Annotated in this window: 16 protein-coding genes; 13 read left to right on the plus strand and 3 right to left on the minus strand. The window is 72.9% G+C overall.

Annotated elements, in window-relative coordinates; genetic code table 11:
- Nucleotides 1–165: 165 nt before the first annotated feature.
- A complete protein-coding gene (locus tag E4P40_RS05840; RefSeq protein WP_135157959.1) occupies nucleotides 166–1,662 on the plus strand; it encodes a hypothetical protein in 1,497 nt (498 codons plus the stop codon).
- Nucleotides 1,663–1,716: 54 nt separating this feature from the next.
- Nucleotides 1,717–6,159 carry a BTAD domain-containing putative transcriptional regulator gene (locus E4P40_RS05845; protein WP_135157960.1) on the plus strand — a complete coding sequence of 1,481 codons (4,443 nt, stop codon included), beginning with the start codon at nucleotides 1,717–1,719 and terminating at the stop codon, nucleotides 6,157–6,159.
- A 70-nt stretch (nucleotides 6,160–6,229) separates the two neighbouring features.
- Here E4P40_RS05845 and E4P40_RS05850 read toward each other — a convergent pair whose 3' ends face one another.
- Complete coding sequence (locus E4P40_RS05850) at nucleotides 6,230–6,547, minus strand: hypothetical protein (protein ID WP_135157961.1); 318 nt, start codon at nucleotides 6,545–6,547, stop codon at nucleotides 6,230–6,232.
- Nucleotides 6,548–6,710: 163 nt separating this feature from the next.
- On the opposite strand from E4P40_RS05850, the gene E4P40_RS05855 reads away from it, so the two are divergent.
- Entirely contained in the window at nucleotides 6,711–6,953 is a 243-nt protein-coding gene (locus E4P40_RS05855) for a hypothetical protein (RefSeq protein ID WP_135157962.1), read from the plus strand.
- A 44-nt stretch (nucleotides 6,954–6,997) separates the two neighbouring features.
- The gene (locus E4P40_RS05860) at nucleotides 6,998–11,410 is read left to right on the plus strand and encodes a BTAD domain-containing putative transcriptional regulator (protein ID WP_135157963.1); all 4,413 of its coding nucleotides are present in this window, start codon (nucleotides 6,998–7,000) and stop codon (nucleotides 11,408–11,410) included.
- Nucleotides 11,411–11,468: 58 nt separating this feature from the next.
- On the opposite strand, the gene E4P40_RS05865 is transcribed toward E4P40_RS05860, so the two are convergent.
- Together E4P40_RS05865 and E4P40_RS05870 are read right to left on the minus strand one after the other, a co-directional pair.
- Entirely contained in the window at nucleotides 11,469–11,702 is a 234-nt protein-coding gene (locus E4P40_RS05865; RefSeq protein WP_135157964.1) for a hypothetical protein, read from the minus strand.
- Between the two features lie 150 nt (nucleotides 11,703–11,852).
- Entirely contained in the window at nucleotides 11,853–12,119 is a 267-nt protein-coding gene (locus E4P40_RS05870) for a hypothetical protein (protein WP_135157965.1), read from the minus strand.
- A 249-nt stretch (nucleotides 12,120–12,368) separates the two neighbouring features.
- Here E4P40_RS05870 and E4P40_RS05875 point away from each other — a divergent pair, with 249 nt between their 5' ends.
- The 9 genes from E4P40_RS05875 to E4P40_RS29305 all read left to right on the plus strand — a co-directional run bounded on the left by E4P40_RS05875 (nucleotide 12,369) and on the right by E4P40_RS29305 (nucleotide 23,785).
- Nucleotides 12,369–13,574, plus strand: a complete 1,206-nt coding sequence (locus tag E4P40_RS05875; RefSeq protein ID WP_135157966.1) for a glutamate--cysteine ligase — start codon at nucleotides 12,369–12,371, stop codon at nucleotides 13,572–13,574.
- Nucleotides 13,571–14,884 carry an amidohydrolase gene (locus tag E4P40_RS05880; RefSeq protein ID WP_135157967.1) on the plus strand — a complete coding sequence of 438 codons (1,314 nt, stop codon included), beginning with the start codon at nucleotides 13,571–13,573 and terminating at the stop codon, nucleotides 14,882–14,884. The genes E4P40_RS05875 and E4P40_RS05880 overlap by 4 nt, the downstream gene beginning before the upstream one ends.
- Nucleotides 14,859–16,742: a methylmalonyl-CoA mutase subunit beta gene (locus E4P40_RS05885; RefSeq protein WP_135157968.1), complete on the plus strand. Its 1,884-nt coding sequence runs from the start codon at nucleotides 14,859–14,861 to the stop codon at nucleotides 16,740–16,742. The genes E4P40_RS05880 and E4P40_RS05885 overlap by 26 nt, the downstream gene beginning before the upstream one ends.
- Nucleotides 16,739–18,946 (plus strand): methylmalonyl-CoA mutase, encoded by a 2,208-nt coding sequence (scpA, locus tag E4P40_RS05890; RefSeq protein WP_135157969.1) that lies wholly within the window; start codon nucleotides 16,739–16,741, stop codon nucleotides 18,944–18,946. The genes E4P40_RS05885 and scpA overlap by 4 nt, the downstream gene beginning before the upstream one ends.
- Complete coding sequence (gene meaB, locus E4P40_RS05895; RefSeq protein WP_135157970.1) at nucleotides 18,946–19,950, plus strand: methylmalonyl Co-A mutase-associated GTPase MeaB; 1,005 nt, start codon at nucleotides 18,946–18,948, stop codon at nucleotides 19,948–19,950. The genes scpA and meaB overlap by 1 nt, the downstream gene beginning before the upstream one ends.
- Before the next feature lie 291 nt (nucleotides 19,951–20,241).
- Nucleotides 20,242–21,417, plus strand: a complete 1,176-nt coding sequence (locus tag E4P40_RS05900) for a DegT/DnrJ/EryC1/StrS family aminotransferase (protein WP_135157971.1) — start codon at nucleotides 20,242–20,244, stop codon at nucleotides 21,415–21,417.
- 1 nt (nucleotide 21,418) lies between these two features.
- Nucleotides 21,419–22,450, plus strand: coding sequence for a glycosyltransferase family 2 protein (locus E4P40_RS05905; RefSeq protein WP_209305206.1), 1,032 nt, complete (start codon nucleotides 21,419–21,421; stop codon nucleotides 22,448–22,450).
- Nucleotides 22,437–22,847 carry a GtrA family protein gene (locus E4P40_RS05910; RefSeq protein WP_167762122.1) on the plus strand — a complete coding sequence of 137 codons (411 nt, stop codon included), beginning with the start codon at nucleotides 22,437–22,439 and terminating at the stop codon, nucleotides 22,845–22,847. The genes E4P40_RS05905 and E4P40_RS05910 overlap by 14 nt, the downstream gene beginning before the upstream one ends.
- Entirely contained in the window at nucleotides 22,844–23,785 is a 942-nt protein-coding gene (locus tag E4P40_RS29305; RefSeq protein WP_135157973.1) for a WxcM-like domain-containing protein, read from the plus strand. Before E4P40_RS05910 ends, E4P40_RS29305 begins: the two co-directional genes overlap by 4 nt.
- Nucleotides 23,786–23,815: the final 30 nt, after the last annotated feature.

Below are 23,815 nucleotides of genomic sequence, written 5' to 3' on the forward strand. Positions count from 1 at the left end.
TGTTCGTGGCACCGGCGTGTCCGATTGGTTCGCTCGCAAGCTCGCTCACGCGGGCGACGCTAACGCAGCGGCTCAGGAGGAGGCCCGGGGCACTTCCGCCCCAGTTGTCCCGGGGGCGGGCGTGTCCGCGACCGTCCGGTCCGCGGCAACCCCCACCCTGTCGCCGTGCAGCGCATCGAGCTCGACGGCGTCCCGTTGTTCACGTCGCCCGGCCCGGGTCGCGCCACCGGGGCGCTCGTCTTCGGCGTCGGCCTCCGGGACGAGACCTACGCGACCCTGGGGATCACCCATCTCATCGAGCACCTGGTGATGGGGACGCTCCCGAAGTCGCACCTCGACTGCAACGCCACCGTCGACGTCGAGTCGACCGTCTTCTACGCGACCGGCAAGCCGGCCGCGGTGGCTGCCTTCCTGACGGGTGTCTGCGCCGCGCTGTCCGACCTCCCGGTCGAGCGCATGGAGAAGGAGATCGGCGTCCTGCAGGCCGAGAACTGCACGGGCTCCCACCCGACGGCCGCCGTCCTGTGGGCCGCCCGGTTCCGCCTGGACGGTCCGGGTCTCGCCCTCGCGGGCGGCGGTGTGCCGGAGTGGCTGACCGAGGCCGCGGTGCGCGACCACGCCCGGACCTGGTTCGTCCGCGACAACGCCGCCGCCCTCTGGCACGGCGAGCGGCCCGACGACCTGCGCCTGGTCCTGCCCGAGGGTCCCCGCCCCGCGCGGCGGCGGCCGGCGGTCCGGGTGCAGACCGGTCCGCTCTGGCTCCAGGGCCCGACGGCGGGTGCGGGGCTGCTCCTGACCGTCCCGGATGCGCTCGACGCCGCGACCGGGGTCGGCGTCGACGTGCTGACGGAGCGGATGCGCGACGTCGCCCGCATGGAGCGGGGCTTGAGCTACCACGCCGATCTGGAGATCGTCGACATCGCGCCGGGGCACCGGGAGGTCGCCGTGGTCGTCGATGCGCGGGAGGGTCAGGAGGCCGAAGTCGCGCGCGTCCTGTGGGAGCAGTACCTCGACCTCTGCGAGCGCGGCCCCTCGCCGGCCGAACTGGAGCACTCCGTCCAGGGGTTCGCGGAGCACCTCGACAGCGGTGACGACGTGACCCTGGCCGATCTCAGCCGCGCCGCCTTCGCCGACGTCTTCGGGCTGCCGTTCCGTCCCGCGGCCGAGGGAGTGCCGGCCTGGCGGTCCGTGACCCCGGAACAGGTCGCGGCGGCACTGCGGTCGTGCCGGCCGAGCGCCGTCCTGGCCCTTCCGGAGAAGGTCGACCCCGGTCCGCTGCCGGGCGGCATCGAGCGTACCTACCTGTGCAACTACGTGCCGGTCCTGCCGAAGGGGACGACGTTCCGGCCGTCCCTCCTGGCACGTGCGCTGCACAAGGAGGCCCGCATCCAGCTCGTCGTCACCGACACCTACCTGGCGCACGGGGACTCCGACGGCGACGGGCACGTGATCCCGTGGCCGGACGTCGAGGCCGCGGTGCCGGCCCTCACGGGGAACGGCGTGTTCGTCGTGGGCCGGAACCTGTGCGGCATCGACGTCCACGAGGACGTCTACGGCCGCCGCGCGGTCGACGCGGTGCGGGCTCGTCTGCCCCAGCACGTGTGGGTGCAGGCGCCGGCGCCGACCTTCGGCGAGGCGCCGGTGGGCGCGGGCGTCCGCTGAGCCGGGAGGCCGCGAACCGCTCTTCCGGGGACGGAACGGGCCTACCGTCGCGCCATGCGCATCGCGGTCCTCGGACCGCTGGAGGTCCAGGCCGACGACCTCGCCCCCGTGGCCGTGCCAGGGGCGAAGGAACGCCTGCTCCTGGCCGCACTCACGGCACGTGCGCCCGGTGTGGTGAGCACCGGCTCCCTCGTCGAGACCCTCTGGGACGGCGCCCCGCCCGCCTCGGCCCGGAAGTCGTTGCAGGCCCACGTCGTCCGGTTGCGCAGCTCGCTGGAGCCGGAGCGCCCCAAGGGCTCGACGGGGCGCTATGTGGTGCGGCGCGGCACGGGCTACGCCTTGACGGTCGACCGCAGCTCCATCGACGCGCTCCACATCGCCGATCTCGCCGCCCGCGGCCGCGCCCGGCTCGCCTCGGGTGACCCCGGGGAGGCCGAACGGCAGCTGTGCGCCGCCGTCGACCTGTGGCGCGGGGAGCCGTACGCCGACTGGCCCGAGGCGACCTTCGCCGAGACCGAGCGGCAGCGGCTCGACGGCATCCACGCCGGCGCGGTAGCCGGACTCCTGGAGGCGCGGCTGGAGCTGGGCCGGCACGCCGACGTCCTGCCCGAGCTCGAGGCACTGGTCACCGCAGAACCCCTGCGGGAGGACTGGTGGCGGCTGCTCATGCTGGCGCTCTACCGTGCCGGCCGGCAGGCCGACGCACTCGCCGCCGGACGGCGCGTTCGGGCGCTGCTGGCCGAGGAACTCGGGACGGAGCCCGGCCCAGGGCTGCGGCAGGCCGAAGCCGCCATTCTCGCGCAGGACCCGGCCCTCGAGTCGGAGCCTGAGCTGTCGGAGCCGTTGCCGGTCCTCGCGGGAGCCTGCCCCTTCAAGGGGCTGGCCGCCTACCAGGTGGATGACGCACCCCTCTTCCACGGCCGGCGGCGACTGGTAGCTGCGCTGGTGGCCCGGATCGTCGACGCTTCGGTGGTCGTGGTCTCCGGACCGAGCGGGGCCGGCAAGTCCTCCGTCGTCCGGGCCGGCCTCGTCCCGGCCCTCGCCCGCGGGGCGCTCCCGGGCAGCGGAGCATGGCTGCCGGTGATCGTCACGCCGGGCCAGCATCCGGTCGACGTGCTCGCCGAGCTGACCGGGGAGTCGCCGCCCGCCGGTCCGGTCCTGCTGGTCTGCGACCAGTTCGAGGAGCTGTGGTCGCCCGCGGTGGACCCCGCCGAGCGGGCCGCCTTCCTCGACGCCGTCCTCGGCCTGATCGACGACGGGATCGTCGTCCGCTGCGTCGCCGTCGTCCGCGGTGACCATGTCGGACGGATCGCCGAGCACACCGCATTCACCCAGCGGCTCGGAGCCGCGATCGTCCTCGTCCCCGCACTGACCGCCCCGGAGCTGCGCGCGATCGTGCGGGACCCTGCCCACTCCGTCGGGCTGGACGTCGCCCCCGAACTGCTCGACGCGGTCGTGGCCGACGTCCTGGGTGAGGTAGGGGCCCTGCCCCTGCTGTCGACGGCGCTCGTCGGCACCTGGGAGCGCCGCCGCGGGAACCTCCTCACCCTGGCCGGCTACCTGGAGGCCGGGGGTGTCGCGGGCGCACTGACGCGGTCCGCCGAAGGTGCGTACACGGCGCTGGACGCGGCGGGTCAGGAGCTGGCTCGCCGGCTGTTGGTGCGCCTGGCCGACGTCGACGACGCAGGGGCACTCGTCCGTCGCTCGGTTCCGCTGGGCGAGCTCGGGCTGGACGGGGGTGACGGATCGGCGCGGCGTGAGGTGGTGGAGGTCTTCGTCGGACGCCGGCTTCTCGCGGTGGACGGGGAGCGGCTCCAGGTCACGCACGAGGCGCTGCTGACGGCGTGGCCCCGGCTGGCGCGATGGCTCGAGGACGACGCTGCGGGTCGGGTGGTGCGCCGGAACCTGGCTCCCGCGGCCCGCGAATGGGTGGAGGGCGGGCGCGCGCCGGGTGAGCTGTACCGCGGAGCGCGTCTCGCCGCAGCACTGGACTGGGCCGCGAGCGCCGACGGGGCCCCGACCCCGCAGGAGCAGCAGTTCCTCGACGCGTCGCGGGCCCGCGCCGAGGCAGACCTCACGGAGGCCCGGGACCGCGCCGATCGCGAGGCGGCGGCCCGGCACCGCACGCGGCGACTGGCCGCGGGACTGGCCTCCGTGCTCGTCGTCGCGCTCGTCGCCACCGGGCTGGCGGTCCGTGCCCAGGGGAATGCCCAGCAGGCCTCATTGGTCGCCGACGCCAATCGGCTGGCCGCCCTGTCGACCACCGCGGGACGGCCGGACGTCTCGCTCCTGCTCGCCGCCCAGGCGGTGCGTCTCGCGAGCACGCCGGAGACCCAGGACGGGTTGCTCGCCGCCCTGACCGAGCACCGGCGGGCGGAGCGCGTGGTCGCGTTCGAGGGCGACCCGTTCGCGTTGCACCTCGCCGCCCGCGGCCAGGGCCTGTTCTTCTACGCCGGCGACCAGCTCATGTCCGGGCGGACCGATCCGGGGAGCGCGCCGCCGGTCGTCGTGGACGGCACCGAGGAGTTGACGGAACTCGGGTGGCGGGTGACCGCACCCTCGCCGACGCAGGACGTGCTGCTGGCCGCGGGGTGGGACCACAACGGAGGCCCGGACGACGACGCGTTCGAGTGGGTGCGCACGATCGACCCGGACGGGTCGACCCGGCTGATCCTGGAAGGAGCGGCCGTCGGCGGGTTCCCGGTGGGTGGCGCGTTCAGCGCGGACGGTCGCCGGATCCATCTGCTCGTGGCACTCACCGACGAGGCCGACCCGCAGTTCGCCTCGCGGTGGAGCCTCACCGACATCGACGCAGCGGACGGAACGGTGCGGGACACCGGCATCGGGGGATACCTCCCGGCGCCGGTCGACGCGCTGTCCGGTCATTTCACGGACGACGGCAGCTCGGCGGTGCTGTGGGACACCGGCGGAACCGCCGCGCCGGTGCTGATCGACCTGACCGGTGGACGCACGGCCGCGGCTCGACCGGAGCGACGCTCCGTCGCGAGCCTGGACGTCCGGGCGATCCCGTCCGGCGCCGCGCAGATCTGGGAGGACGGCGCGGTCACGCGCTACGACGGCGGTGGGGCGCCGGTCCAGCAGCTCGCCGCGCACCGAGAACCGGTTCGGGACGTCGTCGTCGCACCGGACGGGACCTGGGCGGTGACCGTCGGCGACGCGGCGGCGGTCGTCATCTGGGACATTCACCCGGAGACTGGCAGCTGGCTCCAGCGGGACGCCCTGACCGGCCACGAGGGCGACGTCGTCGAGGCATCCATCGACCCCGCCGGACGGCGGCTCGTCACGATGTCCCGGGATCGCACCGTCATCAGCTGGGACATGACCGCCGACGGCGGGCTGGGCGAGTCCTACCCGGGCCTCGGTGAGCGATGGATCTCCAACCGTCCACAACTGGTCGAGCCACTCGGCCTGCTGGTCGCACCGACCAGGCCCGGCGGCAGTCGGGACGAGGCCGGCACGGGTCCCGGCCCGGACACCGTCAGCGTCGCCGCCGCGTTCCTCGATCCCGAGAACGGGAAGGTGGTGGATGAGGTCGTCGTCGGTGACACCGTGCCGGACACCGCCTTCGGCTCCTCCGTGGCGGTGAGCCCGGACGGCAGCATGGTCGCGGTCACCTGGGGGTTGGGGACGACCGTGCTCGACACCCGCACCCGGGAGGTGGTTGCGGAGCTCGAGCTGCCGGCCAACGCCGTCGCCGACCAGGACGCGCAGGAGCTGCCGCCCACGTTCGTGTGGTGCGCCGGGTGGACACCGGACGGCTCGACCCTGCTGCTCTGTGCCAGTGAGGGCACCGCACTGGAGCCGACCCGCGGGTATCTCGAGGCGGTCGACACCGCGACGTGGGAGTTCGACGACGACCAGATCGAGTACGGGGGTGCCGCGCAGTCGATCGAGACCAGTCCCGACGGCCGGCTGCTCGCTGTCACGAGCGCGTCGGCGGCGGAGATCGTGCTCCTGGACGCGGAGACCTTCAGGGTGGACAGGAAGCTCTCCCTGGCCGCGGACGACCGTGGTGGCGACCTGTCGTTCTCACGCGATGGGCGACTGCTCGCCTCCGGCGGCTCGTTCGGCTTGCTGTACGTCTTCGACACCGCCACCTGGGACGCCGAATGGGGGCCGGCCGCGGTGCACGACACCGGTGTGCTGCAGGTCGAGTGGCTGGACGACGGTCGAACGGTCGCGACGTCCGGCATCGACGGGACCGTCTCGCTCTTCGACGCCGAACGCGGCATGGTGCGGGCGCGGCCCCTGACGACGTCCGGCCAGGCGGGTCAGGGCTACGCCCACCTCGTCCCGGACGCGACCGACGAGCTCGTCGTCCTCTCCGGTGAGCGCCCCGGCTGGCGCTACCCGCTGGACCCGTCGGTGTGGCTGGACGAGGCGTGCGGGATCGTCGGTCGGGACCTCACGGCTGCCGAGTGGGAGCGCTACCTGCCGGAGCGGGAACGCGCGCCCACCTGCACCGACCTGCCCTGACCCGCCGCAGGCTGCGACGGGCCAGGACCGGGCCGGGAGTGGTCAGTTCCCGGGGTCGACGACCGCGCGGTCACTGTGGATGCTGGTGGCCGATGTGGTCCTCGTTGTAGCGCGGGGTGACGGCGCCGGTGGGTTCCCCGTTGCAGGGCGGCTGACGGAGCAGGTAACTCTCGTAGGCGTCCGAGAAGATCAGGTGGCCGCCCGGCTCCTCCGAGATGGAGCCGGGCCAGCTCCAGACGCGGGTGAGGGACTCGGCACAGGTCTCGGAGTCGAAGACGCCGGGGTGGGCGGACGCCGTGGCGGAGCCGGCCAAGGCCAGCGCGGTCGCGGTGGCGACGCTCACGACGAGGATGGTGGTGCGCTGCAGCGATGTGCGGGGGCTGAACATGACCGGTTACCTCCGGGGAGTCGCACCGGGGGTCCCCGGCGACGCTCCGAGCACACCGGGGAGCGGTTGAGGTCCGGTCCCGAACGGTTGTGATCCGGTTGGAGGGGCCGCGGCCGCGCGGAAGGGCCCTGTACGGCGGGGGGAAGGGGGCTAGCGTCGATCCATGCGGATCGCGGTCCTCGGACCGCTCGAGGTCCTGACCGATGAACTCGCACCCGTCGTGGTGCCGGGTGCGAAGGAACGTCTGCTCCTGGCGGTGCTCACGCGGGAGTCGCCCGGAGTGGTCAGCACCGACCGCCTGACGGAGGCGCTGTGGAACGGGGCCCGTCCCGCCGCTGCACAACGCCCGTCCCGGCTGCCTGACCACATGAGGGCAGGGCGCTCGAGGGCCGTCTCGGAGCCATGACGAAGGAAGGTTCTCGTTGCCTCCGGCGGGTCTAGCGTTGTCGCATGCGGATTGCGGTCCTCGGACCGCTGGAGGTGTCGACCGACGACGGTCGGCCGGTGACGGTGCCGGGTGCCAAGGAACGCCTGCTCCTCGCCGTGCTGGCCGCCAGCTCCCCGGACGTCGTCAGCACTGACCGCATCGTAGAGACGCTCTGGAACGGTGACCGTCCGGCGAGCGCCCAGAAGTCGCTGCAGGTCTACCTCGTGCACCTGCGCACCGCCCTCGAACCGGAGCGCGCCCGGGGGGAGGCCGGCCACTACGTCGTCCGCCGCGGCAGCGGCTACGCGTTGACGACGTCGGCCGCCGACGTCGATGCCCTGCTCGTCGGGGAACTGGCTGCCCGCGCGCGCGGCCGGCTGGGTGCCGGCGATCCTGGCGAGGCGGTGCGGTTGGCGTCGGCCGGGCTCGCCCTGTGGCGGGGGGAGCCATATGGCGACTGGCCGGACGCGTCCTTCGCCGACGCGGAGCGGCGCCGCCTGACCGAGGTGCGCACGGGTGCGGTGACGACCCTGCTGGAGGCGAGGCTCGCCCTCGGCGAGGACGCGGAGGTCGTCGCGGACGCCGAGCGCGTGCTGACCGACGACCCGCTCCAGGAGGAGTGGTGGCGCCTGCTGGCCCTCGCGCTCTACCGCTGCGGTCGGCAAGGCGACGCGCTCGCGGCCGTCGCCCGAGCGCGCAACGTGCTGGCCGAGGAACTGGGCGTCGATCCCGGGCCACGACTGCGTGCGGTCGAGGCAGCGGTCCTCGCGCAGGACCCGGCCCTCGACGTGCCCCGACCCCGGCCTCCTCCCGCCGTCGCGGTCTGCCCCTACAAGGGCCTGGCGGCGTACCAGGCCGCCGACGCCTCGCTCTTCCACGGCCGCGACCGCGTCGTCACCCAACTCGTAGCCCGGCTGGTCGACGCGCCACTCGTCGTCGTCTCGGGTGCGAGCGGTGCCGGCAAGTCCTCGCTGATCCGGGCCGGGCTCGTCCCCGCGCTGTCGGCCGGCGCGCTCCCCGGCAGCGAGCGCTGGCGGGCCGTCCTCGTGACCCCAGGACGCAGGCCGCTCGACACGCTGGCGGAGCTGACCGGAGGCCGGAGCGGCCGCCCGCCGGTGCTCCTGGTCTGCGACCAGTTCGAGGAGCTGTGGGCACCGGGAGCGTCCCAGGCCGACCGGACTGCGTTCCTCGACGCGCTGCTTTGCCTGCTCGACGACCGGGTCGTCGTCCGGTGCGTCGCGGTGGTGCGCGGTGACCACGTCGGCCGCCTGGCCGAGCACGCGGGATTCGTCGAACGACTCGGCTCCGCGATGGTGCTCGTCCCACCGCTCACCGATGGGGAACTGCGCGAGGTCGTCGAGGGGCCGGCGGCGGCCGTCGGCCTGACCGCGGACGCCGAACTCGTGGATGCCGTGCTGTCCGACATCGGGGGACGGCCCGCAGCCCTGCCCCTTCTCTCCACCGCCCTCGTCGGTACGTGGGAGCGGCGGCGTGGGGGGCAGTTGACCCTCGCCGGCTACCTGGAGGCCGGCGGCGTCTCCGGCGCGCTCGCCCGCTCGGCGGAGGCGGCCTTCACCGGACTGGACGGGAAGAGCCAGGAGTCGGCGCGCCGGCTGTTCCTGCGACTGGCCGACGCCGACGACGGCGGCGCGCTCGTCCGCCGGCCGCTGCCCCTGACCGAGCTGGATCTCGACGGTGCTGGTCGCCGGGCGGTGGTCGACGCGTTCGTCGGCCGGCGGCTGCTCTCGGTCGACGGCGACGTGCTGGATGTCGTCCACGAATCCCTGCTGTCCGCGTGGCCGCGGCTGGCCCGTTGGCTCGAAGATGACGCGGCCGGCCGGGCGGTGCGCCGGCACCTCGTTCCCGCGGCCCGCGAGTGGGAGCGCGGCGGCGAGCCGCAGGACGAGCTCTACCGCGGCGCGCGCCTGGGTGCGGCGCTCGACTGGGCCGCCGGGGCCGACGGGGAGCTCGCTCCGGTGGAGCAGCGGTTCCTCACCGCCTCCAAAGAACGGTCCGACGCCGAGCTGACCGACGCGCGCGACCGCCTGCACCGCGAGGTGACCGCCCGTCGGCGCACCCGCCGCCTGGCCTCCGGGTTGGCCATGGTGCTCGTCGTCGCCCTCGTCGCGACCGGGCTGGCCGTGGCCGCGCAGCGATCGGCGGAGCGTTCCTCAGAGCTCGCGGACCGGGAGTCGCTCGTCGCGGATGCCAACCGGCTGGCCGCCATGTCGACGACGGTCGACACGCTGGATCTGAGGTTCCTGCTGGCGGCGCAGGGATTCCGGCTCGCAGACACCCCGGAGTCGCAGGACGGACTGCTCGCCGCACTCGCCGGGCAGCGGCGGGCGGTTCGCGCGGTGCCCTTTCCCGGGGGGCTGCGGAACGCCGCGCTCGGCAACGGCGGGCAGACCCTCTTCATCGCCGGTGCGCAAGGACTGCACGCCTGGGACATCGACTCGGCCCAGCTCCCGCGCGATCTGCACCTGCCGGCCGACAACTTCCTGGCCGGGGGAGGCCTCGACGTCTCGCCCACCGGCGCGGTGGCGGCCATGGTGGGCGGCGTGCAGGGGGAAAGCACGTGGCTCCGCGTGATCGACGCGGACGGGCGCGTCCGACTGGAGTTGAGCGGCGACGAGTTCGGCGGTGCGCTGCTCGACGCCTCCTTCACCGGGGACGGTCGGCTGGTCGACGTCATCGTCGCCGCACCGAGCGACGCGGACGGCAGATCGACCTGGCGCCTCGTCCAGGTCGACCCCGACGACGGCACCCGCCGCGACACGGGCATCGCAGGCTCGTCGGGTGCCGTGGACGAGGTCTTCGCCCGGTTCTCTCCCGGCAACGAGACCGCTCTGATCGGAACCGGCGGCGACGAGGTCCTGCTGGTCGACCGCGCGTCCGGGAACCAGGTGCCGCTGGCGCTCTCCGCCCGGGACGTCTGGATCGACGATTACCGCGCACTCGCGTCCGGTGCGGCCCAGCTGTGGGCGGACGGTGCCGTGACGATCTACGACAGATCGGGCCGCGTGACGCAGCAACTCGAGGCGCACGACGAGCTCGTCAACGACGTGGTTCTCGCCCCCGACGGGACGTGGGCCGCGACCGTCGACACCGCGGGCGAGATCGTGCTGTGGGATGTCGATTGGGCGATCGGACTGTGGTCGCAGGGCCAGTCCCTGCCCCGCCACGGCATCGGCGCCTTCCAGGCCGAGGCGACTCCGGACAGCAGCCGACTGGTCACGCTGTCCCGCGACACCGCGATCGTCTGGGACCTCCGACCGGACGGCGGGTTCGGAGAGCCGCAGCCAGGTATTCCGGGGCGCTGGGGGGCCAATCCGCCGGAGGTCATCGAGCCGGGGCGGCTGGTGGTCGCAGCGACGCGTCCGCTGGGCCCGAACAGCTCCAACTTCTTCCTCGAGCCCGGCCCGACCACGGTCGGCGTCGCCGCGACGTTCCTCGACCCGCGGACCGGTGGGGTGGTCGACGAGATCCAGGTGGGCGAGACGGTGGCGTGGTCCTCCCTCGGCGCGTCCGTGGCGGTCAGCCCGGACCGGCGATGGGTCGTCGTGACGTCGGCCTCCGCCGCCACCGTGATCGACGCGCGCACCCGCGAGGTGGTCGAGGTCATCGAGATGGCGCCCGACGGACCCGATGACCCGGACGGCGCAGGCTTGTTGCCGGTCGCCGTGTGGAGCGCCGCGTGGTCGCTGGACGGCGCGCGATTGCTGCTCGGCGTGGAACGCGACGCGCCCGCGGGCACTGAGGACGAACTTCCCAGCGGCGACATCGTCGTCTACGACACAGCGACCTGGACCGAGGTGGAGCGGGTCCCCCTCGACGTCTTCCCGGAGGACGTCGACATGGACCGGGACGGCCGGTGGCTCGCCGTGTCTACCCTCAACGGCAACGAGGTGCACATCCTGGACGCCGAGACCCTCGATCTGCTCGACACGGTGACGCTCGGTCTGCACGACCGGTTGGTGCACATGTCGTTCTCCTCGGACGGCCACCTGCTCGCGGGTGCGGGTTTCCGAGGGGGCCTGCACATCATCGACACCCGGACCTGGCGGGCGCGCGAGCCGGTGCTGATCAGCGACCTGCCCCTCCTGCAGGTCGAGTGGCTGCCGGACGACCGCACCGTCGTCGTCACCGCAGCGGACGGGACCGTCTCGGTGTTCGACCCCGAGCGGCTGCTCCTGCGCGCCGGTGGGCTGCCCGCGTCTCCCGGCGGCGAAGCCGGCCACACGCACGTCGTGCCGGACCCGGACGACGCGATCGTCGTGATGAACGACCAGCACGCGGCGCTCCGGTACCCGATGGATCCTGCCGTCTGGCTGGAGACGGCCTGTGCGATCGTCAGCCGGGATCTGACCCGCGCCGAGTGGGAGCGGTACCTGGCGGGGCGGGAGTACCGGGCGACCTGCAGCGACCTCGGGTAGACCGCCCGCTGCCGCCCCCGGCCGGGCGGCAGGGGGCGGCGGCTGGGACGAGCCGACGTCAGCACTCCGCCCGGGGCACCAGGACGGCGGCGTACCCGTGGGAGACGAAGAGGGTGCTCCCGGCTGCTCCTGCGCCAGGAATGGTGCGGATCCGCAGACAGCTGGCGGAATCCGGCTCGCCTTCGGTCAGGACGGCGCCGGCCGGAGCGGCGGTGGCGATGAATGCGGCGGTGATGATCGGGGCCAGAGCGGCGAGGACGGCGGTGCGACGGCTGAACGGGGAACGGGACATGACCGGTGTCTCCTGGGAACGGTGCCGGGATGGTCCCGGCGACGTCGCCAGCGCACCGCGCACCGGTTGCGGTCCGGACCCCGTCCGGCTGTGGTCCGGTTGCGGCCGCGCCCGGACCGGTCGTGGTCCGGGCGAGGCCCGCCCGCCTCGTCAGCGAGTGGCGAGATCCGCGGCGCAACCGCCCCGCTGGGACAGGTAGCTGGTGAAGCTGTCGGAGACGAGCCGGTACTCGTCCCCATCGATGCTGACGGTGCCGGGCCAGACGCCGGCAGCGGCGATCGTGGCGCCGCACTGGTCCCGGTTCAGCGCGGGGGGGTCGGCGGCGGCGACGCCTCCGACCATGCCGGCGAAGACGACGCCGGCGGCGAGGGTGAGGGCGGCCGTACGGCCGGAGTGCTGGGACAGACGAGTGGACATGAGCCGTACCTCCAAGCGAGAGGAACCGGGCCGTCCGGGCTGCGCCTCCGGCGCAGGGCGGGTGGTCGAGGGAGCCTCGGGGAATGTGCCCCGGTAGCGGTTGCCTCCGCCCGGGGCCTTCGGCGGTTGCCGATGCCTGGAGGAGATGGGGCGGCGATGCGGGGATACAGCCGCCGGGAGGCGTCACCGGCGGGAGTGATCTTGCTCCGCCGTCCGGTGCAGCGGGTTGATCGAACCTAGACTTCCGACGTGCAGATTCCCTTCCAGTCCTCGGAGCGCGCCAGTCTCGGCGTGGAGTGGGAGCTGCAGCTCGTCGACCGCGAGACCCGGCAGCTCTCGGCAGGTGCCGTCGAGATCCTCGAGGAGATCCGCCCCGAGGGCCTCGACGAGCACCCCAAGGCCAAGCACGAGCTCCTGCAGTCGACGATCGAGATCATCACCGGCATCTGCACGACGGTGGAGGAGGCGAAGGCCGACCTCGCCGGCACCCTGGCCGAGGTCTCCGCGGCCGCCGACCGGCACGGCCTCGGGCTCATGTGCGCCGGCACCCACCCGATGACCGACTGGCAGACCCAGCTCATCTCGCCGAAGGAGCGCTACCTCCAGCTGGTCGAGCGCATGCAGTGGCTGGCCCGGCGGCTGCAGATCTTCGGCGTGCACGTGCACGTCGGCGTCCGCGCGCCGGAGAAGGCCATCCCGGTCGTCAACGCCCTGTGCCAGTACGTCCCGCACTTCCTCGCGCTCTCGGCGTCCTCGCCGTTCTGGGTGGGCTGCGACACGGGCCTCGCGTCGTCCCGGACCAAGGTCTTCGAGAGCATGCCGACGGCCGGCCTGCCCTACCAGCTCTCGGGCTGGGACGAGTTCGAGAGCTACATGGAGACGCTGATCTCGACGAACGCCATCCAGAGCGTCCGCGAGGTGTGGTGGGACATCCGCCCGCACCCGGGCTTCGGCACCGTCGAGCTGCGGATCTGCGACGGGCTGCCGACCCTCGACGAGATCGGTGCCGTCGCCGCGCTCAGCCAGTGCCTGGTCGAGCAGTTCGACAGCCAGCTCGACCGGGGGTACACGCTGCCCACCCCGGTCAGCTGGGTGCTGCGCGAGAACAAGTGGCGGGCCGCGCGCTACGGCCTGGGCGCCGACATCGTCGTCGACGAGAAGGGCACCGTCCGGCCGGTGCGGCAGGCGATCCTGGACCTCGTCGAGGACCTCACCCCGACGGCGAAGCGGCTCGGCTGTGAGGCCGAGCTGGCCGACGTCGAGCGCGTCCTGGCCGTCGGGGCCTCTTACCAGCGCCAGCGCGCGGTGGCCGCCGCGTCGGGCGGTGACCTGAGGCCGGTCGTGGACAGCCTCCTCGTCGAGATGCGGGACGGCCTGCCGTCCGGCGGGCCGGGCGGTGCGTGGTCAGGTCCCGTGCCGGGTCCGGCGGACTGCGCAGGTGGGCACGCGGCATGACCCCCGTCGTCGAGAAGCTGGGCGCCGCGGTCGACGACTGGGTGGCCAGGAACGAGGAGCACCTCGTCGCCACCCGGCGGCACCTGCACGCGCACCCGGAGCTCGCGTTCGCCGAGTACGAGACGACGTCCTACCTGGAGGGGCGGCTGCGCGAGGTCGGGCTCAAGCCGCGGCGGCTGCCGACCGGCACCGGCCTCGTGTGCGACGTGGGGACCGGTGGGCCGATCGTGGTGCTGCGCGCCGACATCGACGCCCTCCCGCTCGCCGACGCGAAGGACGTGCCCTACGCCTCGACCAAGGACGGCCTCTGCCACGCGTGCGGGCACGACGTCCACACCACCATCGCGCTCGGTGTCGGCCACGCGCTGGCCGCGCTCGACGGGCTGCCGGGAACCGTCCGGATCGTGTTCCAGCCGGCGGAGGAGGTCATCCCGGGGGGCGCGACCGAGGTGGTCGCCGCCGGGATCCTGGACGGCGCCTCCCGGGCCTTCGCGCTGCACTGCGATCCCCAGGTCCCGGTCGGCACCATCGGCCTGCGCACGGGCGCCATCACCGCGGCCTGCGACCGCGTGGACATCACGCTCACCGGTCCCGGCGGGCACACCGCCCGCCCGCAGCTGACCGTCGACCTCGTCGATGCCCTCGGCAGGCTGATCACCGATCTCCCCGGCCTGCTCTCCCGCCAGGTCGACCCGCGCTCGGGGATGTCGCTGGTCTGGGGTGCGGTCAGCGCCGGTGTCGCGGCGAACGCCATCCCGCAGCGCGGCACGGTGCGGGGCACCGTCCGGGTGCTCGACCGGGACGCCTGGAAGAACGCCGAGGACCTCATGCGCTCCCTCGTGGCACGCGTGGCGGCGACCACCGGCGCCGGGTGCGAGGTCGACTACGTGCGCGGACTGCCCCCCGTGGTCAACGATCCCCGCGCGGTCGCACTCATGCGGGCGGCCGCGCTGAGCACGGTGGGCAGTGACCACGTCATCGTGACGCCGCAGAGCATGGGTGGCGAGGACTTCGGCTGGTTCGCCGAGGTGGTGCCGATCGCCCTGGCCCGGCTGGGTACGCACGGCGGCGGTCCACCGCTCGACCTGCATCGCGGCACCTTCGACGTGGACGAGCGGGCGATCGGGGTCGGGATCCGGCTCATGGCCCGCACCGCGCTGCACGCCCTCGAGGCCGACGCGGTCACCGACGCGGGAGGCGCAGCACCACCCGCCCGCACGCGGCGACCGGCGCCTGGGGACACTGCATCGAGACGATCAGTCGACGAGAAGCGGGAACCCGACGATGAGTTCCACCGACCAGCGGGCTGACGCACCGGCCCACGCCGATGCCGAGGTGCCGGCCGAGCACGAGGTCCCCGAGGACCTGTCGCTCGCTGCGGAGTTCGAGCAGGCCACGCGCGACCAGTGGCGCGAGCTCGTCGCGGGGGTGCTCCGCAAGGCCGGCCGCGAGGACCTCCCCGACCCCGTCGAGGAGGCGCTGACGAACACGGTGGCCACCGGCGTCCGCGTCGCACCGCTCTACACCGCCGAGGACGCCGCCGACCTGCCGGCGGCGGTCGGCGTCCCCGGGCTCGCCCCGTTCGTGCGCGGCTCCCGGGCCGGTGCCGAGCCGGCCGTTCCGGGCGGCTGGGACGTCCGCCAGCGCCATGCGCACCCGGACGTCGCCGTCACCAAGGAGGCGATCGCCGCCGACCTGGAGAACGGCGTCACCTCGCTGTGGCTGGTGCTCGGCGAGGGCGCCGTCCCCGTCGATTCCCTGGGCGACGCGCTGTCCGACGTCCTGCTCGACCTCGCGCCGGTGACCCTGCAGGGCGGACTCCCGGCCGCCGAGGCGTTCCTGTCCCTCGTCGAGGGCCGCACGGACCTGGCGCCGGGGAGCTCCCTGGGCCTCGACCCGCTCGGTCTGCAGGCGGCCTCCGGCGAGCCGCAGGATCTCTCCGGCCTCGCCGACGTGGCCCGCCGGGCGGCCGCCCACGACGGCCTGCGGACGGTCGTCGTGGACGCCACCGTCTTCGCCGACGCCGGCGCGTCGGTGGTCGAGGAGCTGGGCTGCTCGCTGGCGGCCGGCGTCGCCTACCTGCGCGCGCTCACCGAGGGCGGGCTGTCGGTGGAGGAGGCGCTCGGGCAGCTGGAGTTCCGCTACAGCGCGAGCGCCGACCAGTTCACGACCATCGCGGGGCTGCGTGCCGCCCGCCGGCTCTGGGACCGGGTGGGGGAGGCCAGCGGCGCATCGCCCGAGCTGCGCGCCCAGCGCCAGCACGCCGTCACCTCCTCGGTCATGACGACCAAGCGCGACCCGTGGGTCAACCTGCTGCGGACGACGGTGGCCTGCTTCGCCGCCGGGGTGGGCGGTGCCGACGTCGTGACCGTGCAGCCCTTCGACGCCGAGCTGGGCCTGCCCGACTCGTTCTCCCGCCGGATCGCGCGCAACACCCAGAGCCTGCTGGTCGAGGAGGGGCACCTTGCGCGCGTCCTCGATCCCGCCGGTGGCTCCTGGTACGTCGAGTCGCTGACCGACGAGATCGCGCAGGCGGCCTGGGACTGGTTCACCGAGATCGAGCGGGCCGGCGGGCTGGTCGCCGCACTCGACTCCGGCCTCGTCCGGGACCGGATCGGCGCGGCCTGGGACGAACGCGCGAAGCGGATCGCCACCCGGAAGGACGCCATCACCGGCGTCAGCGAGTTCCCGAACCTCGCGGAGAAGTTGCCGTCGCGCGAACCGCTGGCCTGGTCACCGCCCTCCGGTGGCCTGCCCCGCGTGCGCGCGGCCCAGGAGTTCGAGGAGCTGCGCGACGCGGCCGACGCCGCCCCGGAGCGCCCGAAGGTCTACCTCGCGACCATCGGGCCGATCGCGAAGCACACGGCCCGTGCCTCGTTCGCCGGCAACCTGTTCCAGGCCGGCGGCCTCGAGACGCCGTCCGGGAACGGTGTGGACGGCTTCGCCGACGCGGGGACGACGGTGGCGTGCATCTGCGGCACCGACAAGGACTACGCCGACACTGCGGCCGGGCTGGCCGCCGGGCTGAGGGCCGCCGGTGCGACGCAGGTCTGGCTGGCCGGCAAGCCGGACCTGGCGGTCGACGGCGTGGACGGCTACGTGTACGCCGGATGCGACGCACTCGCGGCACTGCGCAGTGCCCACGACGAGCTGGGAGGCAAGGCATGAGCCAGATCCCCGACTTCGGCTCGCTGGAGCTGGGCCGCCCGGCGGCGCGGACGACTGACGACGACTGGGCCAAGGCGTTCAAGGAGACGACCGGCCGCGGCGTCGAGGAGGCGACCTGGGAGACGCCCGAGGGCATCGCCGTCCCGCCGCTGTTCACGCCGGCGGACCTGACCGGGCTGGACTTCCTCGACACCTATCCGGGAATCGCGCCGTACCTCCGCGGTCCCTACCCGACGATGTACGCGACCCAGCCGTGGACGGTCCGGCAGTACGCCGGCTTCTCCACCGCGACGGAGTCCAACGCGTTCTACCGGCGCAACCTCGCCGCCGGGCAGAAGGGTCTCTCGGTCGCCTTCGACCTGCCGACCCACCGCGGCTACGACTCCGACCACCCGCGCGTGGTGGGTGACGTCGGCATGGCGGGCGTCGCCATCGACTCGATCCTGGACATGCGGCAGCTCTTCGACGGCATCCCGCTGGACCGGATGAGCGTCTCGATGACGATGAACGGCGCCGTCCTGCCGGTGCTGGCGCTCTACATCGTCGCGGCCGAGGAGCAGGGGGTGAAGCCCGATCAGCTGACCGGGACCATCCAGAACGACATCCTCAAAGAGTTCATGGTGCGGAACACCTACATCTATCCGCCCAAGCCCTCGATGCAGATCATCAGCGACATCTTCGCGTTCACCTCGCAGGAGATGTCGCGCTTCAACTCCATCTCGATCTCCGGCTACCACATCCAGGAGGCCGGGGCGACGGCCGACCTGGAGCTGGCCTACACCCTCGCCGACGGCGTCGAGTACCTGAAGGCCGGCCAGGCGGCGGGCATGGAGGTCGACGCCTTCGCGCCCCGGCTGTCGTTCTTCTGGGCGATCGGCATGAACTTCTTCATGGAGGTCGCCAAGCTCCGCGCAGGGCGGCTGCTCTGGGCGAAGCTGGTGAAGGAGGCCGGCGCGCGGAACCCGAAATCGATGTCCCTGCGCACCCACTCGCAGACGTCGGGCTGGTCGCTGACCGCGCAGGACGTCTACAACAACGTCGTGCGCACCTGCCTGGAGGCGATGGCCGCCACCCAGGGGCACACGCAGTCGCTGCACACGAACGCCCTCGACGAGGCCCTGGCCCTGCCGACCGACTTCTCCGCCCGGATCGCGCGCAACACCCAGCTGCTGCTCCAGCAGGAGTCCGGGACCACGCGGGTCATCGACCCGTGGGGCGGGTCCGCCTACGTCGAGAAGCTGACCTACGACCTGGCCCGCCGCGCCTGGGCACACATCGAGGAGGTCGCCGAGCACGGCGGCATGGCCCAGGCGATCGACGACGGCATCCCGAAGCTGCGCATCGAGGAGGCCGCGGCCCGCACGCAGGCCCGCATCGACTCCGGCCGGCAGCCGGTCATCGGCGTGAACAAGTACCGGGTCCAGGCCGACGAGGCCATCGAGGTGCTGCGCGTGGACAACGCCGACGTTCTCGCCCAGCAGAAGGCGAAGCTCGAAGAGCTGCGGTCCTCCCGTGACGCGGGTGCGGTGACCGACGCGCTGCGCCGGCTCACCGAGGCGGCCCGCGCCGCGGCCGAGGGACGGCGGGGGAACGACCTCGACTCGAACCTGCTCAAGCTCGCCGTCGACGCAGCCCGCGCCAAGGCGACGGTGGGCGAGATCTCCGACGCGCTGGAGGAGGTCTACGGACGGCATTCCGGCCAGGTGCGCACCATCTCCGGCGTGTACCGCGACGAGGCAGGGAGCTCCGCGCCCTTGGACGAGACCCGCCGCATGGCCGAGGCGTTCGAGGAGGCCGAGGGCCGCCGCCCCCGGATCCTCGTCGCCAAGATGGGGCAGGACGGCCACGACCGCGGCCAGAAGGTCATCGCGACCGCGTTCGCCGACCTCGGCTTCGACGTCGACGTGGGCCCGCTGTTCCAGACGCCCGAGGAGGTCGCCCGGCAGGCGGTGGAGGCCGACGTGCACGTCGTCGGGGTCTCCTCGCTGGCCGCGGGCCACCTGACGCTGGTGCCGGCGCTGAAGGAGGCGCTCGCCGACCTCGGGGCCGACGACGTCATGATCGTGGTCGGCGGCGTCATCCCGCCGGACGACGTCCCGACGCTGAAGGAGATGGGCGCCGCGGCGGTGTTCCTGCCGGGGACGGTCATCGCCGAGGCGGCGCAGGACCTGCTGCGTCAGCTGGCCGAGCGCCTCGGTCACTGATGCGATCGTCCGACCTCGCGGAAGGGGTGCTCGCCGGGGACCGGCGGGCGGTCGCCCGGGCGATCACGCTGGTCGAGTCCCGTCGGCCCGACCACCGCGAGCGGGCGCAGGAGCTGCTGGTCGAGCTGCTGCCGCACGCCGGGGGAGCGCGCCGGGTCGGGATCAGCGGCGTCCCCGGGGTGGGGAAGTCGACCTTCATCGACCAGCTCGGCGTCGACCTCACCGCGGGCGGGTCGCAGGTGGCGGTGCTCGCCGTGGATCCATCGTCGGCGCGGTCGGGCGGGTCGATCCTCGGGGACAAGACCCGGATGGCGCGGCTGGCCGTCGACGCGAACGCGTTCATCCGTCCCTCGCCGACATCCGGGACCCTCGGTGGGGTCGCGCAGGCCACGCGGGAGTCGATGGTCGTCGTCGAGGCGGCCGGCTACGACGTCGTCCTGGTCGAGACGGTCGGCGTCGGGCAGTCGGAGGTCACCGTCGCCGAGATGGTCGACTCGTTCCTCTTCCTGACCCTGGCCCGCACCGGCGACCAGCTGCAGGGCATCAAGCGGGGCATCCTCGAGATCGCCGACGTCATCGCGGTGAACAAGGCCGACGGGCCGGGGGCGCCGGACGCGCGCAAGGCGGCGCGCGAGCTGGCCGGGGCGATCCGCATGCTGCGCGGGCACACCGAGGGTGGCTGGGACGTGCCGGTCCTGACCTGCGCTGGGCTCACCGGCGAGGGGCTCGACACGGTCTGGGCGAAGCTCGTCGAGCACCAGGACCGGATGAAGGCGTCCGGGGAGTTCGAGGAGCGGCGCCGGACCCAGCAGGTGCGTTGGACGTGGCAGCTGGTCCGCGACTCGCTGGAGCACCAGCTGCGGTTGCACCCGGGCGTGCGGTCCGCCGTCCCGGAGCTGGAGAAAGCGGTGCTGGCGGGCGAGCTGACGCCGGCGCTGGCCGCCCAGCAGATCCTCACGACCTTCTTGGCCGCCCCCGGGGGCGGCTCCATCGTCACGCACTGACGGGCCGTCCAGCGCTTCTCCTGCGGGATACCGGATCGTCACTTTGGGTAGGGTTGTGCGCACGGAGGACGAACGGTTCCGTCTCTCCGGTGGCCCGATGGTTGCCGGGTGCGCAAGCGAACTGCCTTTCTCGGTGTGACCCGTGTGACTCGAGCGGTGGTCTGGACATAGCTCATTGCGCATGCCGGGCGTGTTCCGAGGGGCGCCGGTATCGTGTCGATTGCCACCGGACGTGCTCGCGTTATTACGCTCAGTCACTTCTTTTCGTGGCTCATCGACACGGGAGGATGCATGACGAAGGCCCTGGAACGCGAAGGCGTCAGCACGGCAATCCGCCGCCCGGAGACCCGGCTGAACGCGCTCAAGCGGTCCCGGCCAACGGTCCCGCTCAATGATCTCAAGCGCGGCTTCGACGCTCTTGGTGATCAGTTGCAGGCTGCGGCCGCTCGCGTCCTGAGCAGCGGTTGGTACGTCCAGGGGCCGGAGCACCAGGCTTTCGAGCGGGAGTTCGCCGCCTACGTCGGATCCGCGGACTGCGTCGGGGTGGCCAACGGCACCGACGCTCTCGAGATCGCGCTGAGGTCGCTCGACCCGGCGCCCGGCTCGCTCGTCGTGACGGCTGCCAACGCCGGCATGTACAGCTCGACCGCCATCCGTCGCGCGGGACTGCGGCCCCGGTACGCCGACGTCGACCCGGACACGCTGCTGCTGACGGCCGACAGTGTCGCGTCGGTGCTCGACGACGACGTCTCCGTCGTCGTCGTGACCCACCTCTACGGCCGGCTGGCCGACATCGCAGGCATCCGTGAGGTCCTTCGCGCCCGCGGCATCGCCCTGCTGGAGGACTGCGCGCAGGCCGCCGGTGCAGGCGCACCAGGCGCGCGTGCCGGCAGCCTCGGCGACGTCGCGGCGTTCAGCTTCTACCCGACCAAGAACCTCGGGGCGTTCGGTGACGGCGGTGCCGTCACGACCTCCCGCGCGGACGTTGCGGAGCGCGCCCGTCGGCTGCGCATGTACGGCTGGACGGCGAAGTACGAGGTCGGCGAGGACGGCGGCCGGAACAGTCGCCTGGACGAGATGCAGGCAGCTCTCCTGCGGGTGCAGCTGGGCCACCTCGACTCGTGGAACGAGACCCGCCGCTCGGTGATCGCGCGCTACGCGGCTGCAGCGGAGGGGACCAGCGTGCGCGTCCTGCCGGCTGAGGGGCACGACCACGTCGCCCACCTCGCCGTCCTGGTCGCAGAGGACCGCGAGGCGGCGCGCGCAGCACTGGCGGCGGCCGGCGTCCAGACCGACGTGCACTACCCCATCCCGGACCACTGGCAGCAGCCCTTCGTGGCCGACTACGCCGGGGCGTCGCTCCCGGTGACCGAGGAGCGGTCCGGTCAGATCCTCAGCCTGCCGTGCTTCCCCGAACTGACCACCGACGAGATCGACCGCGTCTGCGCGGCGCTGCGGGAGCTGTGACATGAGTGCGATCCGCTACTCGGTCGTGGTCCCGGTGTACGGGAACGAGGCCACCCTCCCGGCGCTCGTCGACCGTCTCGAGCAGCTGGCAACCCGGCTCGACGGCCCGCTGGAGGCCGTCTTCGTCGTCGACGGCTCACCGGACGGCTCGCTCCTCGTCCTCCGCAGGCTCCTCGAGACCGCCACGCTGAACGCCCAGCTCGTCGCCCACTCGCGGAACTTCGGCTCCTTCGCCGCGATCCGCACCGGTTTCGCCGCCGCCGAGGGCGACTTCGTCGCCGCGATGGCCGCCGACCTCCAAGAGCCGGTGGAACTGGTCGAGGAGTTCTTCCAGCTGCTCGCCACGGGGGAGTACGACGTCGCCGTCGGCACCCGGGCCGGGCGGGACGACCCGCGGACCACCATGTTCCTGTCGCGAGCGTTCTGGGCGATGTACCGCCGCAGTGTGCACCGCGAGATGCCGGCAGGGGGCGTGGACATCTTCGGCTGCACCCGCCAGGTGGCCAACCAGCTGGTCGCGCTCGACGAGTCCCACTCGAGCCTGGTCGGGCTTCTCTACTGGCTCGGCTTCCGTCGGGTCGAGGTGCCCTACCTCCGTGCGCCGCGCGGTGAGGGGAAGAGCGGCTGGTCCCTCAAGCGCAAGATGCGCTACTTCCTGGACAGCGTCTTCTCGTTCACCGACGTGCCGGTCATGCTTCTCACGATGATCGGCGCCGTGGGAGCGGTGCTCACCGTCCTCGCGGGTGCGTTCCTTGTCGTGGCCCGGATGTCCGGCCTGATCGACGAAGCCGGGTACACGCCCCTCATGCTCGTGGTGCTTCTCTCCACGTTCACGCTGCTGTTCGGCCTGGGCGTCGTCGGTTCCTACGTCTGGCGGACCTACGAGAACAGCAAGGGCCGGCCGGGCGCGGTGTCGATGTCCCACGAGCGCTTCGCGGCGGTGCGGCCCGGCCGGGCGGGGGCAGCTCCGGTCCTCCCGCTGATCCCCGAGGCACGTGATCAGTTCGAGGCGCGGGATCGTGTCGAGGTCTGACAACCTCCGCCAGGCCCTTCGCTTCCTCCTCGTCGGAGGTCTGAACACCGCGGTCACGGTCGTCCTGCTGGCCGTGCTCGCCCGGGTGATCGACCCGTCGCTCGCGTACTCGATCGTCTACGCCGCGGGACTCGTGTTCACCACGGTGATGACTAACCGGTACGTGTTCTCAGCCGACCGCTCGTGGTCGCGGATGGCCGCTTTCGTCGCCTGGTACCTCGCGGTGTACGGCGTGGGTCTCGCCGTCGTGCATGCGCTCGACTCGACGCACCGGTGGTCCTCGCTCGTGCTGGCCCTCGCCACCGTCGCCGTCACCGCACCGCTGAGCTTCCTCGGCGGCCGCCTGATCTTCGCCTCCGCCACGCCCCCCGCCCGAGCACAGGAGATGTCCCGGTGAACCACTTCGTCCACGACAAGGGCCTCTGCGAGAGTTCCGACATCGGCGAAGGCACCAGGATCTGGGCCTTCGCGCACGTGCTTCCCGGCGCCCGGATCGGGGCCGACTGCAACGTCTGCGACAACGTGTTCATCGAGAACGACGTCGTGGTCGGTGACCGGGTGACGATCAAGTGCGGGGTCCAGCTCTGGGACGGCGTCCGTCTGGCCGACGATGTCTTCGTCGGTCCGAACGCCACCTTCACCAACGATCCCTTCCCCCGCAGCAGGGCCTATCCGGAGTCGTTCGGACAGACCGTCGTGGGGGTCGGCGCATCGATCGGCGCCAACGCGACGATACTTCCCGGGCTCACCATCGGCCGGCAGGCCATGGTCGGCGCCGGTGCCGTCGTGACGAAGGACGTTCCACCGAACGCGATCGTGGTGGGCAATCCGGCTCGCATCGTCGGCTACATCGACGCCGACCGCGGCGAGCCCGAGGTCGAGGTCGGCGGGGCCCAGGGGCTGCCGGTCAGCCGCGTACCGGGCGTCACGGCGCTCCGGATGACCCGCGCGGACGACCTGCGCGGAAGCTTGGTCGCCGCCAACTTCGACGGGGAGCTGCCGTTCGTCCCCCGTCGATTCTTCACCGTGTTCGGCGTCCCCTCCACGGACGTGCGGGGCGCACACGCCCACCGGCGCTGCCATCAGCTCCTCGTCTGCGTGCAGGGAAGCGTCAACGCGGTCGTCGACGACGGCAACGAACGGCAGGAGTTCGTGCTCGACCGGCCCGAGATCGGTCTGCACATGGCGCCGATGATCTGGGGCACGCAGTACCGGTATTCGTCGGACGCCGTGCTCCTGGTGCTCGCGTCGGACCCCTACGACGCCGACGACTACATCCGTGACCACGAGACCTTCCTCGCCGAGGTTGCGGAGCGACAGCCCGTGGCGTCATGAGGATCGCCCGCTACGCGTCCCGAGCGGCCC

It is taken from the genome of Blastococcus sp. CT_GayMR20 (genome assembly GCF_004570345.1).